The following is a 19,272-nucleotide window of genomic DNA, read 5'->3' on the forward strand; positions in this document are numbered from 1 at the left end:
CGCTCCGAGGGGCTTGAAACGATCGCGCCATAATTTCCCCGAACCAAACGAGATGCGCGCCGTTCGCGGCGCGCATGGATAGAGGCATTACCGAAAATGTCGAGAGTACATCAGAGTGGCGGTGAGCCGTCGCAGCGCATGTTGCGCGTGGGCGAAGTCATCCGCCATACCGTCTCCAGCCTTCTCAGCCGCGGCGCCATCAACGATCCGGTTCTGGATGGTCATGTCGTCACCATCCCCGACGTCCGCATGAGTCCCGATCTCAAGCTCGCGACGGTCTATGTCATGCCGCTCGGCGGCAAGGATATGAACGAGGTTCTCGCCGCCTTCGATCGCAACAAGAAGTTTCTGCGCGGCGAGATCGCCCATTGCATCAATCTAAAATTCGCGCCGGACATTCGTTTCAGGCCGGACCAAAGCTTCGATTGCGGGGCGCGCATCGATGCGATCCTCGATTCGCCGCAAGTGAAACGCGACCTTATCAAGGATAATGAGACCTAATGAACGCCCCCCGCTCCAAACGCGCCGAGGTCAACGGCTGGGTCGTGCTCGATAAGCCTGTCGGCATGACCTCAACCCACGCCGTCGCGCGGCTGAAGCGGCTGTTCAACGCCAAGAAAGCCGGCCATGCGGGAACGCTCGATCCGCTGGCGTCGGGTGTTCTCCCGGTTGCTTTCGGCGAAGCGACCAAGACCGTGCCTTTCGTGCAAGATGGCGAGAAGGCTTACCGCTTCACCATTCAATGGGGTGCGGAAACCGATTCCGATGACGCCGATGGCCAGATCGTCGCGCGATCAGACGTGCGGCCGGAGATCAATGCGATTCTCGCCGCGCTGCCGCACTTCATCGGCACAATCCTGCAAACGCCGCCGGCCTATTCGGCGATCAAAATCAATGGCGAACGCGCCTATGACATCGCGCGCGACGGCGAAACACCCGAACTTTCGCCGCGGCCCGTGACGATCCACGAACTGGTCATGACGGAATCGAGCGCCGATGACGCGACCTTCGAGGCGCGTTGCGGCAAGGGCACCTATGTGCGCGCGATCGCCCGCGATCTTGGTCGGGTTCTCGGCTGTCTCGGCCACGTCTCGGCCTTGCGCCGCACGCGCGTCGGGCCATTCAGCGAGACAGATGCCGTGCCTCTGGCTCAGATCGAAGATGCCACAGTGCCCGATGCGATGCGGCGGGTCGAAGCCGGGCTTCTGGAATTGCCGCAAGTCGTGGTCGATCGGGATTCCGCAGCGCGGTTGCGGCGCGGCCAATCGATTTTGCTGCGCGGCCGCGACGCGCCCGGCGAGGGCGCGGCCTATGCCTGCTGCGGCGGCGTAGTGGTCGCCATCGGCGCGATCGAGCGCGGCGAACTCGTGCCGGGACGCGTATTCAACCTGCCGTTTTAGGGGAGAGCTGCGGGCCGCCCGTCTGCCAACAGCAAAAGATCGGATTCGTCCTTCAGCGCGACGCCGGTGAGCTTGCGTTTCAACGCCTCATCGACGAGCCACGCGAGCTTGAACGCCGCAAGTTCATGGCTCAACCCTTCATTACGGACGTTGGAAATGCAATTGCGCTCACCATCATTGCGGCCGGGCTTCGGATCGTAAGTCAGATAGATGCCAAGCGAGTCGGGTGACGAGAGACCCGGCCGCTCGCCGACGAGCAGGACCAAAACGCGGGCATTGAACAGCGCGCCGATCTCATCGCCCAAGGCGACGCGTGCCTGACTCGCGATCACGACAGGCGCGACGCGCCATTCGGCGCGAATGAGATAGGGTTTGAAGGCGGCGAGCAGCGGCACGACTTGACTGTGAACCGCCGTTGCCGAGAGGCCATCCGCGACAACGATCGCGATGTCGCAAGTCTTGTTTTGACGATCCGCGAGCAAAGCCCGGCTTTTCTCGCTGAGGGTACGGCCCCAGTCCGGCCGGCGAAGATAAGCGGCGCGATCCGGCGCCTCGCTCTCGACGCAGATCGTCGCAAACCCGAGATCGGCGATTTCGGCGGCGAGTTTATCGTGATCGAGAGGCGTATGAACGGCATCGCGGGCGCGGGCATGCGCCAGCGAAAAATTCAGGACCTCTTGTGTCGGCAATGAGACGCCGGCGCGGCCCAGCGCGATACGCGCCTGCGTTGTCGAAGCGAGCCTCTTCCAGAAATCCTCAACGACCGGCGGACGCATATTCAGCTTTCGTGCCAGGCGAGCAAGGGATGCGCCGCTTCCTGCCGCACAAGGCGCCCCGCGCCATCGGCGATCTGCATGCGTTGCAGCCATGCTTCGAACTCCGGCGCCCGCCTGAGACCGAAGACCTCGCGCAAATAGAGCGCATCGTGGAATGAGGTCGATTGATAATTCAGCATGACGTCGTCAGCGCCAGGGATGCCCATGATATAAGTAATTCCCGCCGCCGCGAGCAGCGTCATCAGATTATCCATGTCGTCCTGGTCGGCCTCGGCGTGGTTTGTATAGCAAACGTCACAGCCGAGCGGCAGGCCCATCAGCTTGCCGCAGAAATGATCTTCGAGCCCGGCGCGGATGATCTGCTTGCCATCATAAAGATATTCCGGCCCGATGAACCCGACGACTGTGTTGACGAGCAACGGCTTGAACGGCCGGCACGTCGCATAGGCGCGCGCCTCGAGCGTCTGCTGATCGACACTATGATGTGCATTGGCAGACAGCGCGCTGCCCTGCCCGGTTTCGAAATACATCACATTGTCGCCGATGGTCCCGCGATTGAGCGACAGCGCCGCCTCGCGACCTTCTTTCAGCACGGCGAGATCGATGCCGAACGAGCGGTTGGCGGCTTCTGTGCCCGCGACCGACTGGAAAACGAGGTCAACCGGCAGGCCGCGATTGATGAGTTCGATCGAACTCGTCACATGCGTCAGAATGCAGGCCTGCGTCGGGATCTCGAACCGCGCGATGACGCCGTCGATCAATTGCAGGAGATCGCCAAGCACCGGCAGACTGTCCGAGGCGGGATTGAGGCCGATCACGGCATCGCCGCTGCCATACATCAACCCGTCGATGATCGAGGCAGCAACACCGGCGCGGCTGTCAGTCGGATGATTGGGTTGCAGCCGCACCGCCATCGTGCCGGGCAGCCCGATGGTGTCGCGAAATTTCGTCACAACGCGGCATTTCTTCGCCACCAGGATCAGATCCTGATTGCGCATGAGCTTGCTGACAGCCGCCGCCATTTCCGGCGTGATGCCGGGTGCGAGCGCGGCAAGCGCGGCGGACGTAGTTTCATCCGAGAGCAGGAAATTGCGGAATTCGCCGACAGTGAGATGCGAGATCGGCGCGAAGGCCTCTCTGTCATGCGTATCGAGAATGAGCCGCGTGATCTCATCGCTCTCGTAAGGCACGAGCGTTTCTTCGAGGAAGCGCTTCAGTGGCATATCGGCGAGGCAGAGCTTGGCCGCGACATTTTCTTCGGCGCAGCTCGCGGCGATTCCGGCCAGCATGTCACCCGAACGCGGCGGCGTCGCCTTGGCCATGAGATCGGCCAGCGACCCGAACGCCCAGCGCGTCGTGCCTGTCGCATAATGATAACCCATACTTACCTCCAGAAGCTTCGCGCCGCGCGATAATAAAGCCCCCGGCGTAGGGACGCGGATTTCCCGCGCCCCGTTCTTTCAAAGCCCCGCGTGTACTGTTTCGCCGACGGCCTGCTCTTCCGCAAGAATCTCATCGTGACGTTTGGCGATCTCCGCGGCGCTGATCGGCGGTCCCGGGAAGCGCTTGCGCTCAAGCGCGAACCAGCCGACGAGAAGCAGTACGAGAATGCCGATCGCGTAATTGATCACGATATCGTTTGGCGGTTGCAGACCGATCCAGGTGACGACCACAACGCCGAGACAGGTGATGACGGCGAGCGGCTTCGACCAAAGACCGAGCTTGAACGGACCGGAGGGCAGCCAGCCTTTCGATTCGGCATAAAGGCCTGCCCCGACCGGCATTGCATAGGAGATGTAGAGGAAGACCGCCGAGCCCGCCGCCAAAGCATTATAGGCCGAGGAATAGAGAGTCGCGGCGATGGCAAGGATGACCGTTGCCCAGATGCCGCCGATCGGCGTGCGATAAGTTGGGCTCACCTTGCGCAACAGTGGTGAAATGAACGGCACGCCGCCATCGCGCGAAAAGGCGAAGATCATCCGCGACGTAGAGGTGACGCACGCCAGCGAACAGAGATAATTGGCGATGACAATCAGGACGTAGAGCGCATTCTTCAGCAGCAGGGGAACGGGTAAGCCGGCCAGGAGATTGAAGAACACGTTGCCGCCGTCCTTCGCGGCGGCAACGGGATCGCCCATCGCCAGCACGAACGAGCAGACCATGATGTAGCCGAAGAGCACCGAATAAAGGATCGAGTTGATGATCCCCTTCGGCACCGCGACACGCGCGTTCAACGTCTCTTCCGCCGTATGCGCCGACGCATCAAAGCCGGTGATCGTGTAGAGCGGCAGCAGAAGACCGAGCAGGAAGGCATAGACCAGATTGTTCGTGTGCGGCACGACACCGCCGCCCGCATCGCCGGTGTTGTTGACGATATGGAACAGCCGCGAAAAGTCGAAATGGTGGACGCTGAACAGCATCGTCGCGGTGAGGAGGAGCGCGACGGCAAAGATCAGATAGCCGGAAAAATCAGTGAGCTTGCTCGTCAGTTTGATGCCGAAATGATTACACAAGCCCTGCGCGATGGCGATGATCGAGACACCGGCCAATTGCTGCCAATAGCCCCATTTCGAAATATCGATATGAAAAATATTGGTGAGGATCAGGCTGGTGAACAAAGTATAGGCGCCAACCGTGACCGCGGCCGTGACGAAGATGAGCCCGAGCAGGTTCATCCACGCTGTGGCCCAACCCCAGCCGCGGCCGCCAAGCAACGATGACCAATGATACAGGCCGCCGGCCGTCGGATAGGCCGAGCCGATCTGCGCCATCGACAGGCCGACGATCAGCGAGAACACACCGCCGACAAGCCAGCCGACACCGATGCCGAACCCGCCAGTCGTTGAAAAGCCGGTCTGAAAACTGGTGATGCCACCAGCAAGAATGCAGATGATCGAAAACGAAATCGCGAAATTCGAAAAGGTCTTCATGCCGCGCGCAAGCTCCTGCGCGTAGCCCATCTGGTGCAGCACATGTACGTCTTCGGCGAGTACGGATTGGTCGGCGGATTCGGGTGTGGCTGACATGAAACGTCTCCTCGGGGCTCTCTTGCGGAGCCTATGGCTTCAACTGGACGAGGCGAGCGATGCGATTTGTGTGCCGAGCCTCGGCAATATCGCAGCGCAGTCTGAACTGCGCCGAAAGATATGTTCTTGACATTTTCCCCCTGAGATTTGACCTTCGTCCGTCCTTAGCCGGAGAATTGACGTGCCGGTCCCGCAGCATGCCCTTCAGGACACCAGCGCTGGCAGTTCAGTGGTGCTGGCCGCGGCTGCACATGGTGCTGTCGACTTCATCACCGCGCGCGGCGGTGATCCGGAGCGCGTCGCGGCGGTCGCAGGCCTCGATTTGCGGCGACTGGAAACGCCCACCGATCCGATCGATCTGCATGGCTATTGCGGCCTCTTTGAAGAGGCGGCGCGCCAGACGAAGGAAGACAATTTCGGGCTTTGGTACGGCCAGCAATTCGAGCCGCATATGCTCGGCCTCATCGGCTTCATCGCACTCGCGTCGCCGACTTTGGGCGAAGCGGTCAAGAATCTCGCCCATTACTTTCCCCTGCATCAATCCGGCACGCGCACGCGGCTGTTCGCGCACGACGGCCTGCTACATCTCGAATACCAAATCGTCGATGGACGGATCGCACATCGGCGTCAGGATGCCGAATTGACGATGGGCATGTTCACCAACGTCTTCCGCCATTGTCTCGGCCGCGGCTGGGCGCCGGAAGAAGTGCATTTGGAACATGCTGCACCGCAGGCGCCGGACGCGCACGAACATGCGTTTCATGCGCCGGTCTTTTTCGGCCGTGGTAGCAATCGGCTGGTGTTCCGCGACGATCAGCTCGACCGGCCGATGCCGGGCGCCGATCCGCAATTGCTCTCGCTTCTGCGCGCGAGCCTGACGCGCGTCGCACAGACAACGCAGCTTGCCTTCAAGGACCGGCTGACCGGCGAAATCCGCGCCCATCTTGCTATTGGCGACGTGAAGTTTGCCGACATTGCCGCGGCGCTGAAAATGTCGCAATCGGCGCTGTTGCGGCATCTCGAAGACGAAAACATCGGCTTCGCCCGGCTTGTCGAACAGGTGCGGCGCGAACAGGCGCGCGCTTATCTCGCGCAACGCCATATTGCGGTGAGCGAGATCGCGCTGTTGCTCGGCTATTCGGAAATCAGCGCTTTTTCGCGGGCGTTCAAACGCTGGGAGGGCGTTTCGCCCAATCAGTACCGCGCGACGGCGCAGACGCAGGCTCTTTAGCCGCACGATTTTTACGCGTCAGCGCACGGCCCCAGAGATGGGTCCCGTCTTTCTTGAGGCCGAGGGTGCAGAGCAGTTTTGCTATCTCAAGTTCGATGCGCCACGGCAGTTTCGCGAATAGCGGCGCATAGGCCGGCGTCGTTTCGCCGAAAGCCATATGTGAATCGTAGATCTGCGAATAATTGTTGGTTTGCGCGAGACCGAGATGCGTCAGATCGGCGTTGACCGATTTCGCCCGCCAGGCGATCAACCGCCCATCCGGCGCAATGAACGACATGCGTGGGACATCCTCGCCCTCGAATGTCACTAGGCGCGAATCTCCGCTCCAGTAATGCGCGAGGTCGTTTGCCATCGCGAAGACGCGCCCGAACAGCGCCGGCCCGCTGATGGTCTGGACATCGGCGCCGTAATTGCGCGTCTCGACATTCTCGACGATGAGGTCGATCGCCAGTTTAAGTTCCGCGCGCCCGGGCGCCGCATAGATCAACCCGTTCGAGACTGCCCAGGCCGCGCCGCCCGGAACATATTGATCGCGGAAAACGACGATCGCTTTATCGGCCGGAATTTGGGGCGCTTCCACCATCCGGACGCCGAGATCGACATAAAGGCCGCCGAATTTATGGAGCAGGCACAGCCGCGCGAGATCAGCCTTGAACGCATAGGGCAAGAGCGTGTCGTAGGCGGCGAGGACGCGCGCGTCGAAATTGTCTTTGAGGAAGGCGCGCAATTCATCGCCGCCAAAAAGATGGTGATTCGCGTTGGGGTAAAGCCGGCGGATGCTGGCGACATTTTCCGCGATCCGCTCGGGCAGCACGTCCGGGCATTGGCCGTCATGCTGGATCAGGATTTGAAAGATCGAATCGATCTGCATCGGTCACCGACTCATCGGGACGCCAGCGGCGTCAGAGCCAGGGTGGAAACGAAATGGTCGGAGTGAGAGGATTCGAACCTCCGGCCCCCTCGTCCCGAACGAGGTGCGCTACCAGGCTGCGCTACACTCCGATTTTTGCCGATTTTGCAGGGCGAGAAGGCCTGCGGCCTGTGCCTTATAGCCATACCGCCCGCGCCCGACAAGGGCGCGAGACCGTAATAGCGTGAAGTTAAACGGCCGGCGCGTGGCGTGGCCCAGTGGGGGGCAACGCCGGCGTCGCTTCGAGCCTGGCGACGCCAGCCTTGACGGCTTCCTGCACCTTCTCAAAGGCGCGGACCTCGATCTGACGGACACGCTCGCGCGAAATGTGGAACTCGTCCGACAATTGCTCGAGCGTGATCGGGTCCTCGGCGAGACGACGCGCCTCGAAGATGCGCCGCTCGCGATCGGAAAGAACCCCGAGCGCGCTATGCAGCGCATCGAGCCGGTTGTCCGTCTCTTCGCGCGTCGCGAGCAGGTTTTCCTGGCTTGCGCTGTCGTCGACGAGCCAATCCTGCCATTCGCCTTCGCCCTCCTCGCGCAACGGCGCGTTGAGCGAAGCGTCGCCCGACATGCGGCGATTCATATCGATCACGTCTTGCTTCGAGACGCCGAGGCGCGTCGCGATCGTCGCCACCTGATCGGGATGCATGTCACCGTCTTCGAGCGCCGAAATCTGGCTCTTGGCCTTGCGCAGGTTGAAGAACAGTTTCTTCTGGCTGGCGGTCGTACCCATTTTCACGAGCGACCACGAGCGTAGGATATATTCTTGAATCGAGGCGCGGATCCACCACATGGCATAAGTGGCAAGGCGGAAGCCACGTTCGGGCTCGAAACGCTTGACGGCCTGCATGAGACCGACGTTGCCTTCCGAGATGACCTCGCCGATCGGCAAGCCATAGCCGCGATAGCCCATGGCGATTTTGGCGACGAGCCGCAGATGCGACGTCACGAGCTTATGCGCGGCGTCACGATCTTCATGCTCGCGCCAGCTCTTGGCGAGCATATATTCTTCCTGCGGCTCCAGCATGGGGAACCGGCGAATTTCGCGGAGATAACGCGATAGACCATTTTCCCCAGAGATCATGGGGAGTGCGGCTGATGAAGCCATTTTGAAAATCCCTCCTGTCAGGCTCCCAAAAAGGCAAGCCCAAAACGGCGACCGAAGCCCGCCGTACACCCCAATATATGAGCCCTAACCTCCGCCTGAAAGGGTGGTTCGCGGATCAGAGATTACAATTGGGTAAGCAAGACACAGCGATTTGCCATAAAGGCCTTGCGCCGCAGCCGCTCAGGCCGCGGCCGCCAGCGCCCGCTGGAGCGTCTGCAAGTCATTCGGCAGCGGACTCTCGAACGCGAATTCCTCAGAGGAAACAGGATGTATAAACCCCAGCGTGGCGGCATGAAGCGCTTGGCGACCAAGCCCTTCGAGCGCCGCCTGAGCTTCGGGTCCTAGCCGCGACGCTTTGGTTTTAAAGCCGCGACCGTAGACCGCATCCCCTAAAAGCGGATGGCCGGCATGCGCCAGATGCACCCTGATCTGATGCGTCCGGCCCGTCTCAAGGGCACAGCGCAGCAGGCTCGCAACCGGTCTGCCGTCGGCCCCGTCATAGGTTTCGACGATCTCCCAATGCGTCACCGCCTCACGGCCGTCACCCTCCCGGACCACGGACATTTTCTCACGCTCGATCTTGTGGCGGCCGAGAGGGAGGTCGATGATTCCCGCCGACCGATCCGGCACGCCCCAGACGAAGGCGAGATATTCGCGCGTCAAATCATCCCGGCTGTGATCGGCGAAGAGCTTCGCGAGCCGTTTATGCACGACATCGGTCTTGGCCACGACAAGCAGCCCCGACGTGTCTTTGTCGAGCCGGTGGACGATGCCCGGACGCCTCACCCCGCCGATGCCGGAGAGGCTGTCGCCGCAATGGGCGATCAGCGCGTTGACCAGCGTACCGGTCGGATGGCCCGGCGCCGGATGGACGACAAGCCCGGCCGGCTTATCCACGACGACGAGATGCGCATCCTCATAGGCGATCGAGAGCGGGATCGCCTCCCCCTGTGGCACCGCATCTTCGGCGGGCGGTACAGCGACTTCGATATTCTGCCCGGCTTTGACCTTTTGTCCCGCATCAAGAGCCGGCACGCCGTCGATCTCGACCGCGCCAGCTTCGATCAAGGCTTTCAGCCGCGTGCGCGACAGCGAAGCTTCCAGCGCCTCGGGGCGTGCCGCAAGCAGCGCGTCGAGCCGCCGGCCGGCCGTCTCTGGCTCGACGGCGAAGGCAAATCGCTCCGCGACAATTTCGTCGAATTCCGTCAAGCCGGTGTTCATTTCAATTGCTGTTTGCTTCGCCACTGGGGCATGACCTCATTTGAACGATGTCAAAAAATGCCCACGTCGCGGCACCTCTCCGATCGATCTCTAGCGCATGTCTGACCCCAAGCACCACACCAACGACCTCTCGCTGTCGCGGCTTTATTTCCGCGCCCTGGGCCTTCTCGGCACCGAGACGCATGTGGCGATCTTTCTCGCCTTTGCCAATTTCGCGCTCGCCGCGGCGCAATTCGCCGAGCCGGTTCTCTTCGGCCGCATCATCGACCGGATGAACATTGGCGAGGCGCAACATCAAAGTCCCGGCCTCCACGCGCTGGCGCCGCTGATCGGCCTATGGATCGGCTTTGCGCTGTTCTCGATCATCGGCGCGGTCTTTGTCGGCCTGCGCGCCGATCGGATGGCGCATCGGCGCCGGCTGGCCGCAATGGGCATTTTCTTCGAGCATGTTCTCAACCTGCCGCTCTCGTTTCATGCCTCGATCCATTCCGGGCGGTTGCTGAAGGGGATGCTGGAAGGCGCCTCGGCGCTCTTCTGGCTCTGGCTCTCGTTCTTCCGCGAAAAATGTGCCGATTTCGTCGCGCTGACCGTGCTGCTGCCGCTGGCGCTCTTCATCAACTGGCGGCTCGGATTGCCGTTGATCATCCTCGTCGTGATCTTCGGTATCATCATCATCTTCGTCGTCCGCCGCACGCATACGCTGCAAACGCAGGTCGAGGGTTTCAACGCCAATCTGTCCGAGCGCGCCTCGGACGTGCTCGGCAATATCGCCGTCATCCAGAGCTTCACCCGCATTCAGAGCGAAGCCTCGGCAATGAATCAGCTGATTCAGGCGGTGCTCAACGCGCAGATGCCGGTGCTCTCGTGGTGGGCAGTCGCGGTTGTCGCGGCCCGTGCCGCTTCGACGCTGACGCTGTTGACAATCTTCATCGTCGGCGTCTGGCTGCATCAGCGAAATCTGGCGACGATCGGCCAGCTCGTGACCTTCATGGCGCTCGCCACGATGCTGATCGGCAAGCTGGTCGAGATCGTCAATTTCATCAATGGGCTGTTTTTGCAGGCCCCGAAACTGTCCGAATTCTTCAATGTCCTTGACACCTCACCCGGCGTCGCCGACCGGCCCGGCGCCAAGGATCCCGGCAAGCTCAAGGGCCACGTCGTCTTCGATCACGTCACCTTCGCTTACGTAGACGGCAAGGTCGCGATCGAAAATGTCAGCTTCGATGTTTCGGCGGGTGAGACGATCGCGCTCGTCGGCGCAACCGGTTCAGGCAAATCGACGACGCTCAGCCTGCTGCACCGGGTGTTCGATCCGCAATCCGGAGCGATCTCGATCGACGGCATCGACATTCGCGACATGACGCTCGCGGGCCTGCGCCGCAATATTGGCGTCGTCTTCCAGGAGCCCATGCTCTTTGCCCGTTCGATCGAGGAAAACGTCAAGATCGGCAATCTCGACGCCACCCAGGCCGAACTCGACGAGGCGCTGGACCTTGCCCAGGCGGACGAATTCGTCGCACGCCAAACCGACGGTCTCGCGACAATTGTCGGCGAGCGCGGCCGCTCACTGTCCGGCGGCGAACGCCAGCGCCTTTCAATCGCCCGGGCGCTCTTGAAGAACCCGCCGATCATGATCTTCGACGAAGCGACCTCGGCGCTCGATGTCGAAACCGAGCGGCAATTGCAAATCGCCATGGCGCGGGCAACCAAGGGGCGCACGACCTTCATTATCGCGCATCGGCTCGCCACCGTGCGCAACGCCGACCGCATCTTCGTCTTCGACCGGGGCAGGATTGTCGAACGCGGCAGCTACGAAGAGCTTCTCGCGCTTGGCGGCCGCTTCGCCAAACTCGCCAATGCGCAAAACGTGCTGCAGACGCCAGAATCGGATTTCGAAGCGGTTTCCAGCCACGGCGCACGCCCGGAAGAGGTTTGAATTGATCGTCCGTCCCCGCCCCAACGCATTCAGCCTGCTCTTCATCATGCGCGGCTCCATTCTGCCCATGATCGCGCCACGAGTTCTTTGCGTGCTGGCCGTTTCGGCCGCCGTCGTCGTCTGGCATCATTTTTCGCCAGCGTCCTTCAACAATGTCTCGGCAGCCCCCTTCACATTGCTCGGCTTGGCGCTTTCGATCTTCCTCGGCTTTCGCAACAACGCCTGCTACGAGCGCTGGTGGGAGGGTCGCAAGCAATGGGGGCAGCTCGCCGCCGAGGCGCGCAACCTGACCCGCGAATTTCTGGTCCTGCTGCCCGACGACGCCACATTGCAGCGGCGCTGCGCGCATCGGCTCGTCGCCTTTGCCCATGCGCTCCGCAATCAATTGCGCGCCGGCCAATTGAACGGCGATGACGGCAAGACACCGCATTGGCTGCCGACAGACGAAGCGCCGATCGTGGCAGGGAGCATGTGTCAGCCGGACGCCATCCAGCGCGCGCAGGCGATGGAACTTGCGGCGCTTCGGCAGGTCGGGAAGCTTGCCGACATCCCCTATTCGATCCTGTCGCGCCATCTCCAAGCTCTGACCGAGGTCCAGACCGCCTGCGAACGGCTGCATACGACGCCGACGCCCTTCACCTACACTCTGCTGCTTCATCGGACGGCGTGGCTGTTCTGCCTTCTCCTGCCGTTCGGCCTCGTCGGAACGGTCGGCCTAGCGACGCCGGTTCTGACCGCGATCCTCGCCTATTCCTTCTTCGGCCTCGATGCCCTGGGTGAGGAGCTGGAAGAGCCGTTCGGCGGCACGCAGAATGCCCTGCCGCTCGACGCCCTGGTCCGAAATATCGAGATCGCTGTCGGCGAAGCTTTAGGCGATACGGCCCTGCCGGAACCGCTGAAGCCGAAGAATTTCATTCTCGACTGAGCGCCTTCCATCCCTCGCGATTTCCTGTATAAAGCCCGGGTCGCTGGCCCTTTGGCTGGCGCGCTCCTCCAAAACCTTGCTGGACGACATCCCGGCCTGGCCGCGGCGGAGGCATTTTCAAAAATCGAAAGGATTTACGATGTCGATCACGGCAGAGCGCAAGGACGCGCTCATTAAAGAATATGCGACAAAATCCGGCGACACTGGCTCGCCTGAGGTGCAGGTCGCGATCCTCACCGAGCGGATCAGCAATCTCACCGGCCATTTCAAGACCCATATCAAGGATAATCATTCGCGTCGCGGGCTGCTCAAGCTCGTCTCGCTGCGCCGCCAGCTTCTCGACTACGTGAAGCGCAAGGATGAATCGCGCTACAAGACGCTGATCGAGCGGCTCGGCATCCGCCGGTAAGGCTGTTTGGCTCGTGCTTCATGGCGGAGCGCCGAAAATCGCCGCTCCACCTATGACCAAGCTTGAAAGCCGCCGCCCGCGGGCGGCGGAGAAAAGTGGCGACGCCGCAGGTTTCCGGCTCGCGAAAATGTTCTAAACTCGGCTGGTGCATTGCGCACCGGGCGGAGCGGGCCCCCGCTCCATCGAGAAGACGGCAGGGCGGCATGGGGCCGCCGCTGTCGGTGAAAGACCGGAGCCATGGCAGGATCGCCAGGCGCTTCTCGGAAGCGAGAAGCCTCTTGCCATTCTGCACATGGCCTTGGGTCTTTGCCCTCACGCAAAGAGAATGACCAATGTTCGAAATCCATCGTGAAGAACTGGACTGGGCCGGGCACAAGCTCGTGCTCGAAACCGGGCGCATCGCCCGTCAGGCGGATGGCGCCGTGCTCGCGACCTATGGCGAGACCACCGTGCTCGCCACTGTCGTTGGCGCCAAGGCGCCGAAGCCGGGGCAGGATTTCTTCCCGCTCACCGTCAATTACCAGGAAAAGGCATTCGCCGCCGGCCGCATCCCCGGCGGTTATTTCAAGCGCGAAGGCCGCCCCTCCGAAAAGGAGACACTGGTCTCCCGCCTGATCGACCGGCCGATCCGCCCGCTGTTCCCGGACGGCTACCGCAACGACACGCAGGTGGTCGTCACCGTGCTCTCGCACGATCTCGAAAATGACCCGGACATTCTGTCTCTGGTCGCAGCCTCGGCCGCGTTGACCCTGTCCGGCATCCCGTTCATGGGCCCAGTTGGCGGTGCGCGCGTCGGCTACATCAACGGCCAGTTGAAGGTGAACCCGACGATCGAGGAGATGAAGACCTCGACCCTCGATCTCGTCGTCGCCGGAACGGGCGATGCGGTGCTGATGGTCGAATCGGAAGCCCAGGAGCTGTCCGAAGCGACGATGCTCGAAGCCGTCATGACCGGGCATCGCGGCTTCCAGCCCGTCATTGAAGCGATCATCCGCCTCGCGGAGAAGGCGGCAAAGGAGCCGCGCGATCTCACCACCGTCGACAAAACCGAGGTCGAGACCGCCGTTCGCGGCGTGGCCGAGACAGAACTGCGCGAAGCCTACAAGATCACCGCCAAGGCCGTGCGCTACGCCGCCGTCGACGTGGTGAAGGCGAAGGTCACGGCGGCGCTGTTGCCCGCCGAAGGCGCCAAGTTCACCAAGGAGCAGGTCGGCGAAGCCTTCCACGATCTCCAGGCGAAGGTCGTGCGCTGGAACATTCTCGACAACGGTATCCGTATCGACGGGCGCGACGTGAAGACCGTGCGCCCGATCCTGGCGCAGGTCGGCATTCTGCCGCGCACGCATGGTTCGGCGCTCTTCACCCGCGGCGAGACGCAGGCGCTTGTCGTCGCGACCCTCGGCACCGGCGAGGATGAGCAATACATCGACTCGCTTGAAGGCACCTACAAAGAGCGCTTCCTGCTTCATTATAACTTCCCGCCCTATTCGGTTGGCGAGACGGGCCGCATGGGTTCGCCCGGCCGGCGCGAAATCGGCCATGGCAAACTGGCCTGGCGCGCGATCCGCCCGATGCTGCCGACGGCGGCAGAATTCCCCTACACGATCCGCGTCGTTTCCGAGATCACCGAGTCGAACGGCTCGTCATCGATGGCGACGGTCTGCGGCTCGTCGCTCGCGCTGATGGACGCCGGTGTGCCGCTCAAGGCGCCGACGGCTGGCATTGCCATGGGCCTCATCCTCGAAGGCGAGCGCTTTGCCGTGCTCTCCGACATTCTCGGCGATGAAGACCATCTCGGCGACATGGATTTCAAGGTCGCGGGCACCGAATCCGGCATCACCTCGCTGCAGATGGACATCAAGATCGCCGGCATCACCGAGGAGATCATGCGTGTCGCGCTCGGCCAGGCGAAAGACGGCCGCTTGCACATCCTCGGCGAGATGGCGAAGGCGCTGACCGGCGCCCGCGCCGAACTCGGCGAATTCGCGCCGCGTATCGAGAGCTTCAAGATCGCGACCGACAAGATCCGCGAAGTCATCGGCACGGGCGGCAAGGTGATCCGCGAGATCGTCGAAAAGACCGGCGCCAAGATCAACATCGAGGACGACGGCACGGTGAAGGTCGCTTCGAGCGACGCCAATTCGATCAAGGCGGCCGTCGCCTGGATCAAGTCGATCGCGATGGACCCGGAGATCGGCCATATCTATGACGGCACGGTCGTGAAGGCCGTCGAGTTTGGCGCCTTCGTGAACTTCTTCGGCTCGAAGGATGGCCTTGTCCACATCTCGCAGCTTGCCAAGGGCCGCGTCGCCAAGACGACCGATGTCGTCAAGGAAGGCGACAAGGTGAAAGTAAAGCTGCTGGGCTTCGACGACCGCGGCAAGGTGCGGCTCTCGATGCGCGCCGTCGATCAGCAGACGGGCGAAGACCTCGAAGCCAAGGAAAAGGCTGAAGACGCCGGCGCCGCGGAATAAGCTTTTCGCACGATAAGTTTCTTACAGATAAAGATCATGCGCGGAGCAATCCGCGCATGATTCATTTTCAGGCCGCTTCGACCGCGATCGCCGCCGACTGGATGATCGCAGCAAAACGCACCGCCGCCTGAATGCTCTGCGAACTGACGCCGGCCTTGCGCAATTCGGCCTCATGCGCATCGATGCACATGCCGCAGCCATTGATAGCCGAGACCGCCAGCGACCAGAGCTCGAAATCCTGCTTCGGCACGCCCGGATTGGCGATGACATTCATGCGCAGCTTCGCCGGCATGGTGCGAAACTCCTCGTTCGAGGCGAGATGCAGGAAGCGGTAATAGACATTGTTCATGCCCATGATCGCCGCGGCAGATTTGGCGGCGTTGAGCGACGTCTCGTCGAGATGCTGCGCAGCCTCGGCGACAAGCGCCTGGCGCACCTGCGGATTGCGCGAAGCGATGCCGCAGGCGGCAAAGATGCCGTATTTCTGCAAGGGCGTCAGCGTCTCGTCGCTCGCCATCGACGAGAGATTGAGCCGCACGTCCTTGGCGAAATCGGCGATTTGGTTTTTCAATGCGTCGAGCGACATTTCGAAATCTGTTCCTTCATCCAAGCAATTCCAGCAAAAGCGTGGTGCGGTTTTGCGTACGGAATTGCGTCAAAACACAAGAGGGGGCACGAAACGAAACGGCGGAGCTTTTGGCCCCGCCGTATCGTTGCGAAATTTGCGTAAGGCTTACGCGGCCTTCAGCGTCTCGCCGCCGACTTCCCGGTTGCACGGGCAAAGTTCGTCAGTCTGCAACGCGTCGAGCACGCGCAGCGTGTCCTTCGGGGCACGGCCGACATTCAGGTTCGTCGCATAGACGTGCTGGATGACATTGTCCGGATCGACAATGAACGTGTAGCGATAGGCAACGCCGTCGGGCGAGCGGACGCCAAGGCCGTCAGTCAGCGAACCATTTGTGTCGGCGAACGACCAGATCGGCAGCTTGTCGAGATCCTTGTGGCTGCGGCGCCAGGCGAGCTTGACGAATTCATTGTCGGTCGAGCCGCCGAGGACGACGGCGTCGCGATCCTCGAATTCCTTGCCGAGCTTGGCGAATTCCGCGATCTCGGTCGGGCAGACGAAGGTGAAATCCTTCGGGTAGAAGAAAATGATCTTCCACTTGCCGGGGAAGCTCTCTTGCGTCAGCGGCTCGAACGCCGAGACGCCGTTTTCCTCGTGATTGTTGAAGCCAGGCTTCACGCCCGTCACCGAGAACGAGGGCAGTTTATCTCCGATTCCAGCCATTCCAATATTCCTTTGCGAGCGTGTGATTGTGGGAGGAGGCATCCGCCGGCACCCAGAGCATGTTCCGAAAAATTGCAGATTTTTTCGATAAGAACATGCTCCCTTCCGGTTGGCGCGATTTCCGATCGACCAGATGATTTCATCTGGTCGGAAAGCGCGCAGGGTGATGCTGCATCGCACTGTGCGAGGTTTAGAAATTTCGATCAAGCCGAATGTTTTTGTATCTGCGTTCGTTTTTTCCGATATAAGGCTGCCATGAACGTCAATGTGAACCTGCGCCATCTGCGCTATCTGGTGACGCTGTCCGAGAGCAGCACCTTTGCCGCGGCAGCCAAGGCGGCAGCTATCACCCAATCGACGTTAAGCGCTGCAATTCAAGGACTTGAGGCCGAGTTCGGGCATCCGCTCATCGACCGGTCCGGGCGGCGGATGCAGCTCCTGCCGTTCGGCGAGGCGATGGTGCGCCGCGCTCGGCATATCCTCGCGGAAATCCAGGAATTGCCGGAATATGCCGCCCGCGAAATCTTGCCATTGGGCACACGGCTGCGGCTAGGTGTCATCCCCTCGGTCGCGCCGTTCGTGCTGCCGAGGCTGCTATCGAGCCTCAGCCAGAGCTATCCGCAACTTCATCTTCGCGTCCGCGAAGGGATGACCCAGTCCCTGCTCACCGAACTCTCAAGCGGCCGGCTCGACGCCGCCTTCATCGCGCATGTCCCGGCGCTCGATGGCATCGAGATGATCGAACTTGCCAAAGACCCCTTCTATCTCGCGGTCAAAGCCGGCCATCCGCTCACCCGCCTCAAGGAGGTGACGATGGCGCAGCTTGCGCACGAGCCGTTGCTCCTGCTCGACCAGGGCCATTGTCTGCGCGAGCACGCGATGGAAGCACTGGGCCGCGACGCCATCGCCGAAGAAAACGACGTGCGCGCCTCATCGCTGCTGACCCTAGTGCAACTCGTCGAGGCCGGCATGGGCATCACGCTGCTGCCGAAGATCGCGCATGAAGCCGTCGGGGGCACGCGGGTCCAGCTCATCCCCTATGCCGCGCCGAAGGCAGAACGGACGTTGGTGCTCGTCTGGCGCAAAGGCGCGGTGCGCGCCGACGATTATCGGCTGCTCGCGGCGCATATCCGCGCGCATTGCCTGCCAGTTTTGACGGAGGCCTGAGAGGCGGCTATTCCGCCGCCTTCTTGACCAGCTCGGGGAAGGTGCAGTGCGCGTCATCCGCCTCGCGGCGGAACGCTACGACGTTGCCCGTCGTTTCGGTGAACGGCAGTTTCAGCGCCTGCCAGACATCGACCAAAGCCTCGACGAGATGGGCAATATGGCCGTCGGAATGCGCCGGCGACGGTGTAATGCGCAGGCGCTCCGTGCCACGTGCGACAGTCGGATAATTGATCGGCTGGATATAAATGCTGTGGCGTTGGAGCAGCATGTCGGAAGCAGCCTTGCAGCGCTCGGCATCGCCGACGAAGACCGGTACGATATGCGATTGATTGGGCATCACCGGCAGGCCGGCGGCGGACAACGCATGTTTCGTCAGCATTGCCTGGCGCTGGTGCCGGGTGCGCAATTCAGCACCCGATTCGCTCTTCAGCAATTGCACCGCCTTTTGCGCCGCGGCGGCAAGCGCCGGCGACAGAGCGGTCGTGAAGATGAACGAGGCCGCGTAGGAGCGCACGGCATCGACAATCGGCAGATCCGCCGCGATATAGCCGCCCAAAGTGCCAAAGCCCTTGGCGAGCGTGCCCTCAATGACGTCGATGCGATCCATCTCGTTGTCGCGGTCGGCAATGCCACCGCCACGCCGGCCATAGAGGCCAACGGCGTGAACCTCATCGAGATAGGTCATCGCATTGTAGCGCTCGGCGAGGTCAGCGATCTTGCCGATCTGCGCGATATCGCCATCCATCGAATAAAGGCTCTCGAAGGCGATCAGCTTCGGCCGTTCGCGGCCGGCCGCCTTCAGCAGGTCTTCGAGATGGTCGAGATCGTTGTGGCGGAAAATCTGCCGCTCGGCGCCGGAGCGCTTGATGCCCTCGATCATGGAATTGTGATTATAGGCGTCGGAGAGGATCAGACAGTCCGGTAGCAGCGAGGCGATCGCGGACAGCGCCGCGAGATTGGAAATCCAGCCTGACGTGAAGACGAGGCTGCCCGGCTTTCCATGCAGATCGGCGAGTTCGGCCTCGAGCGCGACCAGAGGATGATTGGTACCGGCAATATTGCGCGTCCCGCCCGCACCGACGCCGTGGCGGCACGCGGCGGTACACATCGCCTCGATCACCTGCGGATCAAGACCCATGCCGAGGTAATCGTTCGAACACCACATGATGACGTCTTCGGTGGTGTCGGCATCGCGGTGCCAGCGGGCATAAGGAAAATGCGCGGCGTCGCGTTCGAGATCAACGAAAACGCGGTAACGCTTCTCGGCTTTGAGACGGCCCAAAGCGTCTTCGAAAAATGCCTTATATTCCATAGACGAACCCGGTCCTTATAAGGCGCCTATAGCCAACTTTTGCGCCTTCTGGGCTCTCCCGGTCTGCACCGCGGACCTGCCTGAAC

17 protein-coding genes and 1 tRNA gene are annotated in these 19,272 nt (G+C 61.7%); 8 read left to right on the forward strand and 10 right to left on the reverse strand.

Translation table 11 applies throughout. From position 1 onward, the window contains the following. Positions 1-96 precede the first annotated feature (96 nt). Together rbfA and truB are read left to right on the forward strand one after the other, a co-directional pair. Positions 97-501, forward strand: a complete 405-nt coding sequence (gene rbfA / locus WDN02_RS04040; protein ID WP_337292277.1) for a 30S ribosome-binding factor RbfA — start codon at positions 97-99, stop codon at positions 499-501. Next, positions 501-1,400 (forward strand): tRNA pseudouridine(55) synthase TruB, encoded by a 900-nt coding sequence (gene truB, locus WDN02_RS04045; RefSeq protein ID WP_337292278.1) that lies wholly within the window; start codon positions 501-503, stop codon positions 1,398-1,400. The genes rbfA and truB overlap by 1 nt, the downstream gene beginning before the upstream one ends. Here truB and eutC read toward each other — a convergent pair. The 3 genes from eutC to WDN02_RS04060 all read right to left on the reverse strand — a co-directional run bounded on the left by eutC (position 1,397) and on the right by WDN02_RS04060 (position 5,202). After that, the gene (gene eutC, locus WDN02_RS04050; protein WP_337292279.1) at positions 1,397-2,176 is read right to left on the reverse strand and encodes an ethanolamine ammonia-lyase subunit EutC; all 780 of its coding nucleotides are present in this window, start codon (positions 2,174-2,176) and stop codon (positions 1,397-1,399) included. The genes truB and eutC overlap by 4 nt on opposite strands. Before the next feature lie 2 nt (positions 2,177-2,178). Beyond that, the gene (locus tag WDN02_RS04055; protein WP_337292280.1) at positions 2,179-3,558 is read right to left on the reverse strand and encodes an ethanolamine ammonia-lyase subunit EutB; all 1,380 of its coding nucleotides are present in this window, start codon (positions 3,556-3,558) and stop codon (positions 2,179-2,181) included. A 78-nt stretch (positions 3,559-3,636) separates the two neighbouring features. Next, positions 3,637-5,202, reverse strand: coding sequence for an amino acid permease (locus WDN02_RS04060; RefSeq protein WP_337292281.1), 1,566 nt, complete (start codon positions 5,200-5,202; stop codon positions 3,637-3,639). A 181-nt stretch (positions 5,203-5,383) separates the two neighbouring features. Here WDN02_RS04060 and WDN02_RS04065 point away from each other — a divergent pair, with 181 nt between their 5' ends. Continuing rightward, positions 5,384-6,433, forward strand: a complete 1,050-nt coding sequence (locus WDN02_RS04065; RefSeq protein WP_337292282.1) for an AraC family transcriptional regulator — start codon at positions 5,384-5,386, stop codon at positions 6,431-6,433. On the opposite strand, the gene WDN02_RS04070 is transcribed toward WDN02_RS04065, so the two are convergent. The 4 genes from WDN02_RS04070 to WDN02_RS04085 form a co-directional block, all read right to left on the reverse strand. Further along, a complete protein-coding gene (locus WDN02_RS04070; RefSeq protein WP_337292283.1) occupies positions 6,369-7,304 on the reverse strand; it encodes a glycosyltransferase in 936 nt (311 codons plus the stop codon). The two genes, WDN02_RS04065 and WDN02_RS04070, sit on opposite strands and share 65 nt — an antisense overlap. 54 nt (positions 7,305-7,358) lie before the next feature. Continuing rightward, positions 7,359-7,435, reverse strand: a tRNA-Pro gene (locus WDN02_RS04075). Between the two features lie 98 nt (positions 7,436-7,533). Continuing rightward, positions 7,534-8,454 (reverse strand): RNA polymerase sigma factor RpoH, encoded by a 921-nt coding sequence (gene rpoH / locus WDN02_RS04080; protein ID WP_337292284.1) that lies wholly within the window; start codon positions 8,452-8,454, stop codon positions 7,534-7,536. Between the two features lie 180 nt (positions 8,455-8,634). Beyond that, positions 8,635-9,675: an RluA family pseudouridine synthase gene (locus WDN02_RS04085; RefSeq protein ID WP_337294860.1), complete on the reverse strand. Its 1,041-nt coding sequence runs from the start codon at positions 9,673-9,675 to the stop codon at positions 8,635-8,637. A gap of 97 nt (positions 9,676-9,772) precedes the next feature. On the opposite strand from WDN02_RS04085, the gene WDN02_RS04090 reads away from it, so the two are divergent. The 4 genes from WDN02_RS04090 to pnp all read left to right on the forward strand — a co-directional run bounded on the left by WDN02_RS04090 (position 9,773) and on the right by pnp (position 15,419). Then, positions 9,773-11,611, forward strand: coding sequence for a glucan ABC transporter ATP-binding protein/ permease (locus WDN02_RS04090; protein WP_337292285.1), 1,839 nt, complete (start codon positions 9,773-9,775; stop codon positions 11,609-11,611). A gap of 1 nt (position 11,612) precedes the next feature. Next, complete coding sequence (locus WDN02_RS04095; protein ID WP_337292286.1) at positions 11,613-12,536, forward strand: bestrophin family ion channel; 924 nt, start codon at positions 11,613-11,615, stop codon at positions 12,534-12,536. Between the two features lie 139 nt (positions 12,537-12,675). Then, entirely contained in the window at positions 12,676-12,945 is a 270-nt protein-coding gene (gene rpsO, locus WDN02_RS04100) for a 30S ribosomal protein S15 (RefSeq protein ID WP_337292287.1), read from the forward strand. A 332-nt stretch (positions 12,946-13,277) separates the two neighbouring features. Next, the gene (gene pnp, locus WDN02_RS04105) at positions 13,278-15,419 is read left to right on the forward strand and encodes a polyribonucleotide nucleotidyltransferase (protein WP_337292288.1); all 2,142 of its coding nucleotides are present in this window, start codon (positions 13,278-13,280) and stop codon (positions 15,417-15,419) included. A 67-nt stretch (positions 15,420-15,486) separates the two neighbouring features. Here pnp and WDN02_RS04110 read toward each other — a convergent pair whose 3' ends face one another. Together WDN02_RS04110 and WDN02_RS04115 are read right to left on the reverse strand one after the other, a co-directional pair. Then, positions 15,487-16,005, reverse strand: coding sequence for a carboxymuconolactone decarboxylase family protein (locus tag WDN02_RS04110; RefSeq protein ID WP_337292289.1), 519 nt, complete (start codon positions 16,003-16,005; stop codon positions 15,487-15,489). Positions 16,006-16,152: 147 nt separating this feature from the next. Then, positions 16,153-16,707: a peroxiredoxin gene (locus WDN02_RS04115; protein ID WP_337292290.1), complete on the reverse strand. Its 555-nt coding sequence runs from the start codon at positions 16,705-16,707 to the stop codon at positions 16,153-16,155. 255 nt (positions 16,708-16,962) lie between these two features. On the opposite strand from WDN02_RS04115, the gene WDN02_RS04120 reads away from it, so the two are divergent. After that, positions 16,963-17,874, forward strand: a complete 912-nt coding sequence (locus WDN02_RS04120) for a LysR substrate-binding domain-containing protein (RefSeq protein WP_337292291.1) — start codon at positions 16,963-16,965, stop codon at positions 17,872-17,874. A 7-nt stretch (positions 17,875-17,881) separates the two neighbouring features. On the opposite strand, the gene hemA is transcribed toward WDN02_RS04120, so the two are convergent. Beyond that, positions 17,882-19,186 carry a 5-aminolevulinate synthase gene (gene hemA / locus WDN02_RS04125; RefSeq protein WP_337292292.1) on the reverse strand — a complete coding sequence of 435 codons (1,305 nt, stop codon included), beginning with the start codon at positions 19,184-19,186 and terminating at the stop codon, positions 17,882-17,884. Positions 19,187-19,272: the final 86 nt, after the last annotated feature.

The organism is Methylovirgula sp. (assembly GCF_037200945.1).
In the GTDB taxonomy this organism is placed as follows: Bacteria; Pseudomonadota; Alphaproteobacteria; order Rhizobiales; family Beijerinckiaceae; genus Methylovirgula.